General features: G+C 59.3%; 10 protein-coding genes and 1 pseudogene. 8 read left to right on the top strand and 3 right to left on the bottom strand.

Annotated features, from left to right (window positions below; translation table 11 throughout):
- The 4 genes from YQ44_RS10555 (at position 1) to YQ44_RS10540 (ending at position 4,254) form a co-directional block, all read left to right on the top strand.
- On the top strand, positions 1-1,290 hold the full coding sequence (locus tag YQ44_RS10555) for an FAD-dependent oxidoreductase (protein WP_071323339.1): 1,290 nt from the start codon (positions 1-3) through the stop codon (positions 1,288-1,290).
- Positions 1,290-2,408 carry a tryptophan hydroxylase gene (locus YQ44_RS10550; RefSeq protein WP_071323338.1) on the top strand — a complete coding sequence of 373 codons (1,119 nt, stop codon included), beginning with the start codon at positions 1,290-1,292 and terminating at the stop codon, positions 2,406-2,408. Before YQ44_RS10555 ends, YQ44_RS10550 begins: the two co-directional genes overlap by 1 nt.
- 9 nt (positions 2,409-2,417) lie before the next feature.
- Complete coding sequence (gene vioE / locus YQ44_RS10545) at positions 2,418-2,999, top strand: violacein biosynthesis enzyme VioE (RefSeq protein WP_071323337.1); 582 nt, start codon at positions 2,418-2,420, stop codon at positions 2,997-2,999.
- 91 nt (positions 3,000-3,090) lie between these two features.
- On the top strand, positions 3,091-4,254 hold the full coding sequence (locus YQ44_RS10540; RefSeq protein WP_071323336.1) for an MFS transporter: 1,164 nt from the start codon (positions 3,091-3,093) through the stop codon (positions 4,252-4,254).
- Positions 4,255-4,515: 261 nt separating this feature from the next.
- Here the strand turns inward: YQ44_RS10540 and YQ44_RS10535 are convergent, their stop codons facing one another.
- A complete protein-coding gene (locus YQ44_RS10535; RefSeq protein WP_156894773.1) occupies positions 4,516-5,781 on the bottom strand; it encodes a DUF3667 domain-containing protein in 1,266 nt (421 codons plus the stop codon).
- On the opposite strand from YQ44_RS10535, the gene YQ44_RS29525 reads away from it, so the two are divergent.
- Positions 5,773-6,345, top strand: coding sequence for an IS66 family transposase (locus YQ44_RS29525; protein WP_083412125.1), 573 nt, complete (start codon positions 5,773-5,775; stop codon positions 6,343-6,345). The two genes, YQ44_RS10535 and YQ44_RS29525, sit on opposite strands and share 9 nt — an antisense overlap.
- Here YQ44_RS29525 and YQ44_RS29755 read toward each other — a convergent pair.
- Positions 6,265-6,475, bottom strand: a pseudogene (locus YQ44_RS29755) (IS256 family transposase); the annotation flags it as partial. The gene YQ44_RS29525 and the pseudogene YQ44_RS29755 overlap by 81 nt on opposite strands.
- Positions 6,476-6,813: 338 nt before the next feature.
- On the opposite strand from YQ44_RS29755, the gene YQ44_RS10525 reads away from it, so the two are divergent.
- The 3 genes from YQ44_RS10525 (at position 6,814) to YQ44_RS10515 (ending at position 13,386) form a co-directional block, all read left to right on the top strand.
- A complete protein-coding gene (locus YQ44_RS10525) occupies positions 6,814-8,055 on the top strand; it encodes a hypothetical protein (RefSeq protein ID WP_071323334.1) in 1,242 nt (413 codons plus the stop codon).
- A gap of 1,459 nt (positions 8,056-9,514) precedes the next feature.
- Positions 9,515-10,270, top strand: a complete 756-nt coding sequence (locus YQ44_RS29305) for an NF038120 family PEP-CTERM protein (RefSeq protein WP_198043906.1) — start codon at positions 9,515-9,517, stop codon at positions 10,268-10,270.
- Positions 10,271-10,296: 26 nt separating this feature from the next.
- The gene (locus YQ44_RS10515; RefSeq protein ID WP_071323332.1) at positions 10,297-13,386 is read left to right on the top strand and encodes a S8 family serine peptidase; all 3,090 of its coding nucleotides are present in this window, start codon (positions 10,297-10,299) and stop codon (positions 13,384-13,386) included.
- An 898-nt stretch (positions 13,387-14,284) separates the two neighbouring features.
- On the opposite strand, the gene YQ44_RS10510 is transcribed toward YQ44_RS10515, so the two are convergent.
- Positions 14,285-15,058, bottom strand: coding sequence for an RNA polymerase sigma factor (locus tag YQ44_RS10510; protein ID WP_071323331.1), 774 nt, complete (start codon positions 15,056-15,058; stop codon positions 14,285-14,287).
- Between the last annotated feature and the right edge of the window lie 17 nt (positions 15,059-15,075).

The raw sequence follows: 15,075 nt of genomic DNA, 5'->3' as shown, positions 1-15,075 counted from the left end.
ATGCATAAAATCATTATCGTCGGCGGAGGCCTGGCAGGTAGCCTCAGCGCCATTTATCTGGCGCAACGGGGACACGATGTCCACGTCGTCGAAAAACGCGGCGATCCGCTGCAGAAAGCGTCCGCCAACGCCGATCCGGTCAACTCGCGCGCCATCGGCGTCACCATGACCGTGCGCGGCGTCAAGGCGGTGCTGGCGGCCGGCATCAGCCGGCAGGAGCTCGAGCTGTGCGGCGAACGCATCCTGGGCATGGCGTTTTCCGTCGGCCGCACATTCAAGGTGCGCGAACTGCCCCAGCGCGAAGGCTTGTTTCCGCTGTCGCTGGACAGGTCCGCATTCCAGCGCCTGTTGAACACCTACGCCGCCAGGCACGAAGTGAAATACTACTTCGAGCATAAATGCCTGGATGTCGACCTGGAAAGAAAAGTCGTGCTGGTCCAGGGCCCGGACGGCGCCCTGCAGCACCTGCATGGCGACCTGATCATCGGTGCCGACGGCGCCCATTCCGCCGTGCGTCGCGCCATGCAAAGCGGCATGCGGCGCTTTGAATTCAAGCAAAGCTTCTTCCGCCATGGCTACAAGACCCTCGTGTTGCCGAATGCGGAGGGCCTGGGTTTCAGGAAAGATTTGCTGTATTTCTTCGGCATGGCGTCCAAGGGCCAGTTTGCCGGCCGCGCCGCCACCATCCCGGATGGCAGCGTCAGCTTCGTCATTTGCCTGCCCTACTCCGGCACGCCCAGCCTGAACACGCTGAACCGGGAAACCATGGCGGCCTTCTTCGACCGCTATTACGACAAGCTGCCGGCGGCCAGCCGGCAAGAGATGGTGGACCAGTTTATCGCCCTGCCCAGCAACGACCTCATCAATGTCCGCTCGAGCACCTTCCATTACAAGGGCAATGTCTTGCTGATCGGCGATGCGGCGCACGCCACCGCTCCCTTCCTCGGACAGGGCATGAACATGGCGCTGGAGGACACGCATATCTTCGCCACCTTGCTGGAAAAGCACGGCAATGCCCTGGCCCCCACCCTGTCCGAGTTCACGCACCTGCGCAAGGTACAGGCGGACGCCATGCAGGATATGGCGATCGCCAACTACGAGGCGCTGAGCAACCCCAACCTGATTTTCTTCCTGCAGACGCGCTACAACCGCTACATGCACCAGAAATTCCCCCGTATTTATCCACCCGACATGGCGGATAAATTGTTCTTTACATCGATACCTTACGATGAATTGCAGCAAATCCAGAAAAAGCAAAACGTTTGGTACAAACTTGGGAGGGTAAACTAATGAACATTCTCGTTATCGGCGCCGGCCCCGCAGGACTGCTCTTCGCCAGCCAGATGAAACAGGCCCAGCCCGGCTGGAATATCCGCATTACGGAAAAAAACACCCAGGAAGAAGTGCTGGGCTGGGGTGTGGTGCTGCCGGGACGGCCGCCGCGCCATCCCGCCAATCCGCTCTCTTACCTGGAGCAACCGGAACGGCTCAATCCGCAGTTCCTCGAAGAATTCAAGCTCGTGCATCACGACCAGCCCAACCTGATGAGCACCGGCGTCACCCTGTGCGGCGTCGGACGGCAGGCCCTGGTGCAGGCGCTGCGCGCCAAGTGCGTGGCAGCCGGCATCACGATCCGCTATGAAACACCGCCGGCGGCCAAGGCGCAGCTGGAAGCCGAATACGACCTGGTGGTGGTCTCGAATGGCGTCAATTACAAATCGCTGGATTTGCCGCCAGCGCTGGCGCCGCACATCGATTTCGGCCGCAACAAATACATCTGGTACGGCACCACCCAGCTGTTCGACCAGATGAACCTGGTGTTCCGCAGCAATGACCAAGGCATTTTCATCGGCCATGCCTATAAATACTCGGACACGATGAGCACCTTTATCGTCGAATGCAGTGAAGAAACGTACGCCAGGGCGCAGCTGGAGGCGCTTTCCGAGCGCGACGCCGCCGCGTATATCGCCAAAACCTTCGAGGCCGAACTGGGTGAGCACGGGCTGCTCAGCCAACCGAGCCAGGGCTGGCGCAACTTCATGACCCTCAGCCACGACCGGGCCCGCGACGGCAAGTTCGTCCTGCTCGGCGATGCGCTGCAATCGGGGCATTTTTCCATCGGCCATGGCACCACCATGGCGGTGGTGGCGGCACTGCTGCTGGTCAAAACCCTCGATACCGAAGCCGACGCGGCGGCTGCCCTGGACAGCTTCAACGCCCGTGCAGTGCCCTTGGTGCAACTGTTCAAGGAGCACGCCAACAGCAGCCGCCTGTGGTTTGAAAGCGTGGGCCAGCGTATCGGACTGAGCAATGCAGAGCTGACCGCCAGCTTCGACGCCCGCCGCAAGGACTTGCCGTCGCTACAAGAAGCGCTGATGGCCAGCCTCGGCTACGCGCTGGGCCGCTAGGGAGTCGCCATGCCAACCCACCTCGCCCCGCCGCTGCTGCCGATGCAATGGAGTAGCGCTTATATATCCTACTGGACGCCGATGCAGGAAGACGACCAGGTCACGTCCGGCTATTGCTGGTTCGACTATGCGCGCAACATCTGCCGCATCGATGGCCTGTTCAACCCCTGGTCGGAAAAGGAACATGGACACCTGCTGTGGATGTCGGAAATCGGCGACGCCAGGCGTGAAAAAAGCCGCAAGCAGAAAGTGGCATACACAAGGCAAGCCGAAGCCGCTGGCGAACAGCTGCACGGCACGGCGCTGGCCGATGAGGTGACGCCGTTCCATGGCCTGTTCCTGCCGCAAGCGATCCTGCTTGACGGCGCGGCGCGTCACGATGGCCGCCACACCGTGCTGGGCCAGGAGGCGGACGCCTGGGTAGTCGAGCGGGCGGGCAAGGCCTCATCGGTCTTCTACCTGGAGGCCGGAGGCAACCGCCTGCTGCGCATGGTCACCGGCAACGACCCGCAGCACCTGTCGGTACGCGACTTTCCCAACCTGTTTGTCGGCGACATTCCGGACAGCGTTTTTACGTCTTGCGACACCTGACCAGCACGTGGCGCTCGCCCCGGTCGCATGCGGCCAGGGCGCGCGCCACGCCTGGCAAGTGTTTTAGTCTTTACTCTCGAAGGATATTGCTATGCCGTTGGTTGTATACATTCTGGGGTTGACGATCTTCTCGTTGACGACATCCGAATTCATGGTAGCTGGCATGATGCCCTCGCTGGCCCTGGCCATGGACGAACCGGTGACACGGATCGGCTATCTGATTTCGCTCTACGCCATGGGCATGGTCATCGGCGGGCCGCTGAGCACCATTGCCCTGCTCAAGCTGCGCGTGCCGAATAAAAAGGGGCTGCTATGGCTGCTGGGCTTTTATGCCCTTGCCCAATCCGTCGCCGCATCGGCCACCAGCTACGACATCCTGGCCATCGCACGGGTGGTCACGGGCGTGGCCGCCTCGACCTGCTTTGGCCTGTCGCTGGCGATCTGCGCCGACATCGTCAGCGCCAACGCGCGCGGGCGCGCCGCCGCCGTCGTGATCGGCGGCCTCATGCTGGCGTCCGTGCTGGGGGTGCCAGTCGCCACGCTCATCGACCAGCACCTGGGATGGCGCGCCAGCTTCTGGCTGGTGGTACTGCTGGCGGTATTGTGCCTGGTGCTCATCGCCGTGCTGGTACCGCGCACCAAGCCATCTGAAGTCGTGAGCCTCGGCAATGAACTGGGGGAATTCAGGAACCGCCACCTGTGGGCAGCATATGCCAGCAGCGGCCTCATCATTGGCGCGATCTTCGCGGCCTTCAGCTACTTCGCCACCATCCTGACGGAAATTACCGGCTTTCCCGCGTCCGCCATCCCCTGGCTGCTGGGCATCTACGGCGTCGCCAACGTGGTGGGCAATGCCGTAGTCGGCCGTTATGCGGACCGCTATACCACCATCATCATGGTCTGGGGCATGGTCATCCTGAGCATCAGCCTGGCGCTATTCGCGGTCTTTGCGCACGACAAGACCATCAGCGTCGCCTTGCTGGTCGTCACAGGCCTGGTCGGGATGTCGATGAATCCCGCCATCATCGCCCGCGTGATGAAAACCGTCCATCCAGGCCCGCTGGTCAACACCGTGCATACCTCCGTCATCAACATCGGCCTGGGCGCCGGCTCGTGGCTCGGCGGCCTCGGCATCGCCGCCGGCTACGGCTTGCGCTCCCCACTGTGGGTCGGTGTCGCACTGGCCGTGCTTGGCCTCATCAGCTTGCTGCCTTACCTCGGACACAGATCGCGCGATTCGGTGTTGTCGCATTAATAGCTGGCGGCGCGGTTGGCATTGCCAACCGCGCCGCCCCCTTATTTCAGACTTCGCAGACCGCGCCTTCCTGCACGGCGCAGGCAGGTCCGCATCACGCCAGAAAATCGATGCTTCCGACGGCCCGCAAGCTGCTTCGTAATATTGGACGGTGGCCAAAATGTAGAACTTCATCAATTCTAGAGTGCCCGTACGCCACGGCTGAGTGGCAGATACCCAAACAGATGGGTCCCGACCACTTCATGGCCCCACTTTGCGACTCTAGTGCAGGCTCTTCATCAACACCAGCACGATGAACACGCAAAACACGATGTTGGCTACCAGCAGCAGCATGCAAGTGCGCCACAGCGCGCCCCATTTGCCCAGGTTATAGGTGCCGCGTAGCTGCAGAAACATGTGCAGGGGCGGCGCCAGGCACACGAGCAATCCGATCAGCCAGCCCTGGTTGAGTATCGATAGCGGTATCAACACGGTAAACAGCAGGGACATGAAGCACAGCGAGTACAGCACGAACACCGCATGCTCGTACATGGTCACGTCGCGTTTCCAGAAAAACATCAGCCACATGAAGGGCAGCGAGATCGGGATCAGCAGGAACGAGAACTTGTAGATCGTGTTTTTGAGCTTGTAAAACGCCAACTCGGGATTTTCGGCGGCATGACGAAAGGTTTTTTCCAACTCCGGAAAATTGGCGTTGGGATTGGGCGGGCTGGACGCGATCTTGGAGACAGTCTTGTCGAACCAGCCGGGTTCTCTCAGTGCAATCGCCTCCTCGCCGTTCGCCTTTTCTGGCGATACGACGTACAGCAGGCGTTGCTCGGCTTCGTGTTGCAGCTTGCGCGAAACGGCCAACGCTTTTTCGACACCAGCGACCCCGGTATTGGCCTTGCGGGCCTCATCCAGCGCCCGCTCATTGCGCTCGACCCGGAGCTTGGCAGACGCGGCGTGGTTGGTCAGCGAGGCGATATTGGCATCGCGGCCGAGAAGCTGGCCGTTGCCGAACGAGGTGACGAAGAAGGTCAGGAAGACCATGAACAGGAACAGCGCTAGCGGCGACACATAGTTCTTGCGCTGGCCGTCGATGTAGCGGCGCGTCAGGCGGCCCGGAAAGGCCACCAGCAGCGGGAGCGTCTTCCAGGCCTTGGCGTCGAAGTGCAGGATGCCGTGCACGACTTCTTCGGCCAGGTGCAGCAGCGAATGGTGGATGTGGGCCGACTGGCCGCAGGCCTGGCAAAACGCGCCGCCCAGCGGCGCCTGGCAGTTGGCGCAGTTCGCAAGGGGCGCGGCACTGGCCCGCTGCGGCGTTTTATCGCCCTCGATCTCGCTGGCCGTCACACCTGCCATCGTCAGGGCGCCGGCCGCTTTCAAGTCACTCATCGTGCATCTCTCACCAGGAAAATGGCTGATTGTGCAACAAGGCGCCTGTATGTTCAAGTAAATACTGGCTAAAACGGCAATCGGCACGCTGGCGAACGGTACCGCCACGGCTGGCGCCGCCGGCAGCCGCACGGCCAGGCCATCGAGCATGTCCTCGAGCACCGGCCGGCGCTGCAGCACTACGCCAGTTCGGACAGCCTGCCCATCGACAACAACCCGGTCGAGAGCGCAATACGCCCCATCGCCATCGGCAAGAGAAACTGCTTGGTGGTGGACGCCGAGCGGTCGGGCCGCCGTGCGCCACGATCCAGAGCCTGTTTGCCATTGCCAAGCTCAACGGACTCGATCCAGCACGCTGGCTGTCTGACACCGTCGCGCAGCGCCCGACTTGCCCCAACGGCAGGATGGATACACTGCTACCGTTCGCGGCCATGGCGCGTACCGACCGTGCACCATCGGCCCGCATCAAACAGGACGCTTTGGCGCCGCGTCTCCGGCTGCAGGTCCATCAGCATGATTCCGGCCTTCCTGTACTTGAACCCAGCGCGAAAAATGATGGACAGGCCATGCAGCGCCGTTCCGGCCAGCAGGCGCGTACCGGCGCGCTCGGCTCGGCCATGGGATGGCGATGCCGTTGCTCAGCTCGCCGCTCGTGTCGAGGCCCAGGTGGCCAGTCATTTCGACCTCCAGGACACGCTCCACCAGCATCTTTGACAAGCGGCCTGAGCAGGCCGTTTTCACCGATCAGGTCCTCGGCTTTCTGCTGGCTGGCCAGCAGGCTGTCATCCAGTTCGAGCAGTTCAAGGCCGGGCCGGGCCCGCTTGTTGCGCTTTGCTACGGCCATTATGTCTCCTTGATCGCGGCCGTGTCCCGCGCATGACCATTTACATAAAATTATTAATACCCTCCTGTGTCAGGATAGTTGTGGCGTCACCTGATTTATCGTAGGATTGCCGCATTTCTCCTTCCCGCCAATACATAAAATTTATAAAAGGAAGCATCCTTCAAGGCCAGCCTACCCTCATTTCACATGGCATACTGATTGAGCCCGATCGCGATTGCTTACCAGACAAACAGGACTTCCTGCGCTGGCGGCTTTACATCGTGCTTCCAAATACACCGCGACTGAAATCGCCGACCAGAACACAATTTATGCGAAAAATAATGCGAAAACCTCATTCCATGATTATGTTTATCATGTTGGCCAGCTTGGCCATGCCTGTATTGTCGGCGGATAAGCCACTATCTTTGCCAGAGCGCTTGGCTGCCGTTCGCACGACGATCGCAATCGATCATGGAAAGATGGTGGGTTCTGGCGCGGCAACATTGATGGACGCCGGTCTGGACAGCCAATTCGTACTCATCGGTGAGGACCATGGCGTCGCAGAAATTGCGCATTTTTCGGCGGCGTATTTTGATGCATTGGCCAGTCGGGGATTTACGACGCTGATTATCGAAAATGGGCCGGCCGTTGCTGATGCTTTGGCAAAGACATTGAAGTCCGATACTGGCGTTGCTGGCATAGCAGCATTTAATACGGCATATCCGGTCGCTACTGCTTTTTACAAATGGCAAGCTGAGGCGCAATTCTTGGCCCGTATCGCTAAAGCTGCTGGGCCATCGTTCCAATTAGTAGGAATGGATCAGGAACTCATGGGCGCTTCGAAATATTTGCTCGACCAAATGGCTGGGCAACCGCTCAGTCCCTTGGCGAAATCAAAAATCGAGGCCTTCCGCAAGCTTGAAAGCGACTACTATAGCCGAGCGTTGCAGAACGGCGACCCGCGTGAGCTTTTCATGATGAAAATCAAGGAAGAAGAATTGGTCGCGCTACAGAAGCTGCTCACGACACCTGCGGAAATGCCCGCCTTGACGATGTTAAATTCGTTGCTTGAAAGCCGCAGCATTTATCTCAAAAACATGACTCCGGGACAAGGGTATTCGTCCAATATACAGCGTGCCAGGCTAATGAAGCAGCTTGTAGCCAGCCATTTGACGCTTGCGCCTGCGCAGCGAATGTTGCTGAAAGCCGGCGCAGTTCATGTATTCCGGGGTTATAACTCGCTTGCTGCGGGCAGCCGGGAGATCGGCAATTATTTGGCTGAATATGCGGAAGGCCGCGGACAAAAATCGCTGCATGTGTTGGTGCTGGCATCCAAAGGCCAGCAGGCGCAATTTGCTGGCATTGGGCGCGCGTCGGCCATAACAGAAATCGAAAAAATCGATACCAAGTCCTCCATGGCTGGCGTATTGCCCTTCTTTGCCGCGGCGAATGGGCATAAGGAATGGTCATTGTTCGACGTGCGCCCCTTGTTAGGCTCGGCTAACACCCTGGCGAATGGAAACAGCAGTGTCCAAGGCATGATTCAGGGCTACGATTTTGTATTAGTCATTCCCGATGGGAACGCAACGTCGGACCTGTGACAATATCGCCATCGGCCAACCGCTGCCGATCCTGCCTCATGGTCGTTCGATCTGAACCAAGATGATTTCACCAAAGGCGATCCAGGCAACTTGCGCCCATGGAAAAGACTACAGGGATTGGCATGACTTTTGGGCAGATCGTCGCCGACCTTGCGATCCCTAAGCGTCAAGGCACAAGCGTTTGAAGGAAATGGGCGTATGCCGACCTGATTTGACGTCGGCTAAGCTTGCCGAATGTTTTCCATGCGCTCGAGTAAACTCTCGGCGCTGGTGCAAGGCCCAAAATAAACTACACAGGCTAATTACACAGGCACAAAAAAGCCGATCACCTCACGTGTCGGCTTTAATCTAAGCATTTGATTTCGTAGAGAATTCTTGCACTTTTGACCTTGTGCTCATGCAGTGGGCCGCGCTCGCGCGAGCATGCCGATATGACCGGCATCGCCAGTTTCGCCCCCCGCCCGCTACGGCACGCCCGCCAATTGCCAGCACCGCGGCGGCCCGCTACAGTTCAACTATGGCAGCGCAGCCTCCGGCTGCCGCTCATCGTGCGGATCGATGAGTCGCAGCGCGTGGCAAGCTGGGCATCGACGGGGAAATCGTGTACGGTCCGCTGAGCAGCTTCTGCCTGCCTGGCTGCTGGCATTACAACCATGCAAGGCTGCCCCTCCAGTTGCCCCCTTCGCCAGGCACTGATCAATCCATGCAGACCGACGCGCGACTCCAAGCTGCGCTCCATACCGTGGCCTGCGTTCGCGGACAACCTTACCCGACACCAGACCTGGCCTGCATATCGCGGGGGCACGGCGTCCGAAGCGCCCATTCAGCGTGCCCAACGCAGCCATGGCCCCCACTGACAGGGATGCGTCCCCTCCCCCGCACACATCAAACCAGATCACAGGCCTTTGCCAGCGCAAACAGGTGGGCTTGACCACAACCTGCCGGGGGATATCACGGCGGACTCTTTCAAACATGAGAATACAACTATTAGTCAAAATATGATGATGAATTTGAAATTTTATTTCCCCATTTGCCATGATTTTCAAATTAGTGTTGAAAAATTATTCAAAAATAAATTTGACTTTTTAGTAATTAAATAGCCTTAGAATGCAAAAAAAATCCCGCCACTCCTCGAAATACCTGGTTTTCGCCACGACTCCCGCGCCATCTATCGTGCCTTGTCGCACACATCTTGTACGAAATACCCGAACGCAAAAAAAATGTCGTTTTTTTTCTACAACTTACATTTATTTTTTATCTACTATTAGTTACTGCAAGAATGATAATTGCTAACATGAAAGTAATGACGTGTTTTCTTTTTCGCACCAACCATTAAAAAAAACACACTTAAATATCATTATGGATATAGTTTACCAAGTCCAACATTTGCTGGACGACATGTTATTCGCACCCATCCGGCGCGCGCTAACCATCAAAAACTATCACCATAGGGATGAACATGAATCACTCTGCCTACCGATTTACTTTGCCTGACATCGATGCCGGCTCCCCACTTTACAAAAGTCTGGCCGTCGCCGTGTTTTGCTCGCTTACTACCCTGGCCCCCGTCGTACACGCCGATGTAATTGATTTCGAAGGACTCGGCAATGACCTGATTTTCAGCGGCAGCAGCATCGAACAGCGTGGCTTGCGGCTCAGCGGTTCTGACTTCAATGGCGCCAGTGGAGCGCTGGTAGGCGCCGTCATCGACGGCAGCGACAGCGGGTTTTGCAGCGCTCTCAGCTGCCCTGCGGGCAACGCCGGTAATTACTATGGCAGTTTGAACGACGGCATACTCGGCATTCATGGCTTACAAGGCGGCAGTACATTCAAGGTACAGAACTTCGACGCCAGCTTTATTGGCAGCGGCGGCAGTCTTCCTGTGCTGGCCGGGCGCCTGGTCGTGCAGGGTTTCTATGGCAATGGCCTGTCTCTGTCGCAAACGTTCGACCTGGCCGGCCCCGGCAAGAATGGGCTATCTTTTAAGCAATACAGTTTCAATAGCGCCATGAGCGCACTCAGCTTCAGTGGCATGCAAATGTTTACCCTCAGTTGCGATTCAAGCGGCGCGTGCAACGGCCTTGGCAACAATCAGGGACAGTTTGCCCTCGACAATCTTAACTTCAGCATCAGCGCCGTACCGGAAGCATCGACCTACACGATGCTCTTGCTGGGCCTGGCAGGCATCGCTGCCGTCGCACGTCGCCGCGCCTGATTCAATCCATACACCGAGGATAAACCATGCAATTACGCCCTATCTGCCTTGCCATCGCCGTGCTGCTTTGCAGCATATCCAGCGTCAACGCCGCCCCTTCTGACGGAGATGACGTACGTCGCTCATACATCGTGCAATTGAAAGCGGAACCACTGGCCACCTATACCGGTGGCATCGATGGCTTAGCCGCCACCAAGCCCGCTCCCGGCGAGCGCCTGGATATCAACAGCAGCAATGCCCAGCAATATGCCAGTTACTTGGAAGGAAAACTCCAGGCCGTTCTAGCCATCGTGGCCGACGCGCCTGTCCAACATCAATACGTGGCCGTGCTGAACGGCTTTGCCGCCATGCTGACGGATAGCGAAGTGCTGCAATTGAAAGCCAGCGACGATGTCGCCAGCATCAAGGCCGATGTGGCACAAGCGGCGCAAACGGTTAGCACACCCACCTTCCTGGGGCTGGACCAACCCGATGGTTTATGGAGCAAGCTGGGCGGGCGCGCGCACGCGGGCGAGGACATCGTGGTTGGCATTATCGATAGCGGCGTCTGGCCGGAAAATCCTGCCTTTGCCGACCGCATCGACGCCAGTGGCGCACCGACCTTTGACCCAGGCGCTACGCTCGCCTACGGCGCGCCGCCAGCCAGCTGGAAAGGCATATGCCAGACGGGAGACGGATTTACAGCCGACCACTGCAATAATAAACTGATAGGTGCACGCTATTTCGACAGTACCTTCAGGGCGAACTACCCTGTCATGCACTGGAGTGACTTCCGCTCACCCCGGGATTCGCTGGGTGACCCCGTTGGCAAAGGGGGCCACGGCACTCATACCGCCACTACTGCGGCTGGCAATAGCCTGGCGGGCAGCGGCCTTATCAATATCTCGGGCATGGCGCCGCGCGCGCGGATATCCACCTACAAGGTATGCTGGACGTATCCAACGGCAGCTGTTGCAGGCAAAAATACATGCTATGGAGCCGACTCTGTGGCTGCAGTCGAGCAAGCCATCATCGACGGCGTGAATGTACTTAACTTCTCGATCAGCGGTGGCGAAAAAATCGATGACGTTGTGGAGCTGGCCTTCTTGCGTGCGGTCAGCGCAGGCGTGTTTGTTGCCGCTTCGGGCGGCAACAGTGGGCCGTCCAACGAAGTCGCGCATGTCAGCCCATGGTTGATCACGGTGGCGGCATCGACGCATGATCGGGGTCCGGGCACGGCCAGTGTGCTATTGGCCGATGGCAAACAATATCAGGGTGCCTCAGGCAATGTCGCCGCACTGCCCCAGAAAACGCTGATCCGCGCGGAAGATGCAGGCCTGGCCGGTGCCGACGCCGTCAAGCTGGCGCGTTGCTACAGCAGCACGGAAAATGCCGGGGTAGCCCTGCTCGATCCGGCCAAGGCGGCAGGCAAGGTTGTCGTATGCGCACGCGGGGCGAATGCCCGCGTGGACAAGAGTTATGCCGTTCGGGAAGCCGGCGGCGTGGGCATGGTGATGGTTGACAATGGTGCCGGCTTGGTCGCGGAAATACACGCCGTCCCTACGGTGCACGTGACTGCTGCGGACGGCGCACTGATCCGTACTTATGCCGGCACCGCCAACGCGGCTGCCGCCCTCTCGGCGGCCAGCTTCGGCAAAAACCCGTCGGCCTCCCCCGTCGTCGCCGATTTTTCCTCGCGCGGACCCAACAGGTACGACGGTAATGTGCTCAAGCCCGATCTCACCGCTCCGGGCGTCAATGTACTGGCGGGCTACACGCCAGGCATGACGAAAGCCGAGCATGCGTCCATCGTTGCCGGCACCATCGTACCGCCAGCCAGCTGGCAATTCTTGCAAGGCACCTCCATGTCCAGTCCCCATGTGGCCGGTCTGGCCGCCCTGCTGCGCCAGCAATACCCTAGCTGGTCCCCTGCCGCCATCAAATCGGCGCTGATAACCACGGCCAGCGCCACGCATGCCGATATCCAGGAGCGCGATGCGCGCGGCATCCTGCCTTTCGGCCAAGGCGCAGGTCACGTCGTTCCAAACCTGGCGTCCGATCCTGGTCTGGTATACGACATAACGCCAGCCGACTACCAGAAATATGTCTGTGAAATGGGTATCGGCAAGGGTTGCACAGCAGTCGACAAGGCAGGCCTGAACCTGAACCTGCCGTCGATTTCCGTGAGCAATGTGTACATTCGGCAAACTGTCAAGCGCACGGTAACCAATGTGGCTACCGCTGCGGCAACGTATGTCGCCAGCGCGTCGCTGAACGGCTACGATGTGCTCATAGTACCGGCCAGCCTGAGCCTTCAGCCTGGCGAAAGCAAGTCCTTCGACGTGACCCTGACGCGTACCAGCACGCCAACCAATACCTGGCAATTCGGCGCACTGGAATGGAGCGATGGCCAACACAAGGTACGCAGCCCCTTGGTGGCACGCTCACAGTTGCTGGAAGTGCCGCCCTTGATCAGCTCGGACAAACCCGCGGCTACGCGCCTGCTGGGCGTGACCAGCGCCATCAGCGGCCCCATGACGGCAGCCATTGCCGGGTTCAGCGAAGTCAAACGCATTCCGCTGACGCTCACCCAGGGAATTCAGGCCGACTTGGCGACCGTAGTCAGCAATGTAGAGGCATGCGTCGCCAAAAGCGCAGGTACCTTGCTGGTGCCGTTTGTCGTCAGCACCGGTACGGCCGCGGTACGCTTTGAAACGTTTGACCGCGATACTGGCACCGGCAAAGGCGATGACATCGACATGCTCATTCTGGACAGCAATGGCGTACGCCAAGGTTACAGCGGTAGATCGAGCAGCAATGAAAGCCTGACGATCAGCAATCCAGCGCCGGGCAGCTACAACGTTTGCCTGGTTGGCTACAAAATTGCCAATGGCGTCTCCACGAACCTTTCCCTGTCCCAGGCCATCGTCAAGCGCGGCGACGTCGGCGGCAACCTGAAAGCGGGCGCTCCGGGCCAGGTCTATGCCGCAGGCAAAGCGACCGTGGGCCTGAGCTGGTCCGGTCTCGACGCCGGCAAACGCTATCTGGGCGCGGTGCAATGGCTGGACAGCAAGGGCGTCGTGGCAGGCACCACCGTGCTGGCCGTGGACCCGAAAAATGCGCCCATCATCCCTTAAACTAGCTGTGCGCCGCAATGCCTGACCGCCATCGCGGCAGTTTGGCATGAGGCCGGCGGTATGCCTGCAATGGCGTACCGCCGTTTTGCGTTCTATCCGTTCAATCGTTCAATCGTTCGGCAGCCATTCTTGCCTCCCTCCCATACACAGCCTGAGACCGGCTCACGCCGCACAAACGCTTGGCATGCGCGCCCTGTCGCAGCAAGCGTGCCCCTCGGCAGGATCAAGTCTTGAATATCTCGCGCCACCGCGCCAGGAAGTAAGCCGCCGACGGGATCGGCTGCAGCGCCTGCTTCGGCGCCACCGGTACCAGCCATCGACACCTGCACGCAGAGGTGGTTTGCTGTATACCGTCCCGGGCGCGCGTTGTAGGTCTGGCGGGCCAGTTTGAGATTCGCCCAGTTGAATCGCCACCCGTAGCTTAGACTCTTCTGATCCATGGTTCTCGGACGATGAAAAACCGATGGATCGTGTTGCGGCCTGGGTATGCTGCCAGGCGCTTGGCGTGCGATCTCGTAACTGCCTGATCCACCAACGAGATCTGGCCTGGCCTGTCTATCTCCCCTGCCCTGCAGAGACTCCTGCCGCGACCTAGCAAAAGCAGGCTTTCCCTGGCTATCGCTGCCGGCGAAGGATGGCATAGCTGACCGAAGCAGCAGCAGAGCGCCTGCTTGTTAACGCTGGAAGCGCATAGTTGCTTGCGTGAAACTCATGCACATGATCGGCGAAGGTCGGTTCGCAATGGTTCGCACAGTGATGACGTCGTTCGCCGACCACTTTGTGCGCTGGCAGGCCAGGTCCGTCCAGTGTGAGAGCTCAAGTGCCATGCCGGGAAAATTTCACCCACCGATCAACAAGGCGACAGAACCATTGTGATAACACCTTTGAAGCCGCTGCGTTACTGGCTATTGCCGCTGCTCCTCTGGCGGTGATCAAGCCGCGTCATGCGAGGGATTTCGCCAACGGGCTTGATTTGTTGAACAAAACGGAACAGGTCGGTAGCTGGGAGTTGCCACGCCAGCGCAGTGGACTCGGCGGCGAGCACCTTGGTCTGCCAGTGGCGCGAGAAACCCCGCCGGGGCTGGCTGATGCCCCCGAGCACGGGCTGTCCGGTTTCACGGGCGCAATGATCCAGGGCCTGGCGCAGCATCGTATCGACATTGGTCAGGGAAACCTGATACTCGTCTGCCACCTCCTGGCGCGTTTTTTCTTCTATTCTCAGGGCGAGCAGCACAGAACGGTGTCGGTACGGCATGCGCTGCATCGCGCGCTCGACCGCGGCCAGGTCCGAGCGGGCCAGCGCAATCAGGTCCGGACCGGGGGCCGGATCCGTCAAGTGTTCGACCGCCGCCTCGTCGTCGTACTGCGACGACCGCTTGCCGCGCAGCTGGTCCATCGCCACGTTGCACGCCACCCGGTAGACATAGGCGTTCGGGTTTTGCACGTATACCGGGGTGCTGGTGTCCGCCAGCCGCAGCCAGGCGTCGTGCAGGCAATCGCTGGCCAGGTCCGCGCAACCGAGATTGCGCAGCAATCGGCGGTGCAGGCGGGCGTAGTTCGCCGCCAGGAAATCGCGCAGCACAATGCCTGGGCCATTTTCGCCAAACGACGCTGCTGCGAGCGCATCGGCAGTATTGGAGGCCTCCAGGCCATCCAGGGTACTCGGGTTCATGACGTCTACCTCGGTGT

This window comes from Janthinobacterium sp. 1_2014MBL_MicDiv (assembly GCF_001865675.1).
GTDB lineage: Bacteria > Pseudomonadota > Gammaproteobacteria > Burkholderiales > Burkholderiaceae_D > Janthinobacterium.
This window is presented reverse-complemented; position numbering and strand designations above follow the sequence as displayed.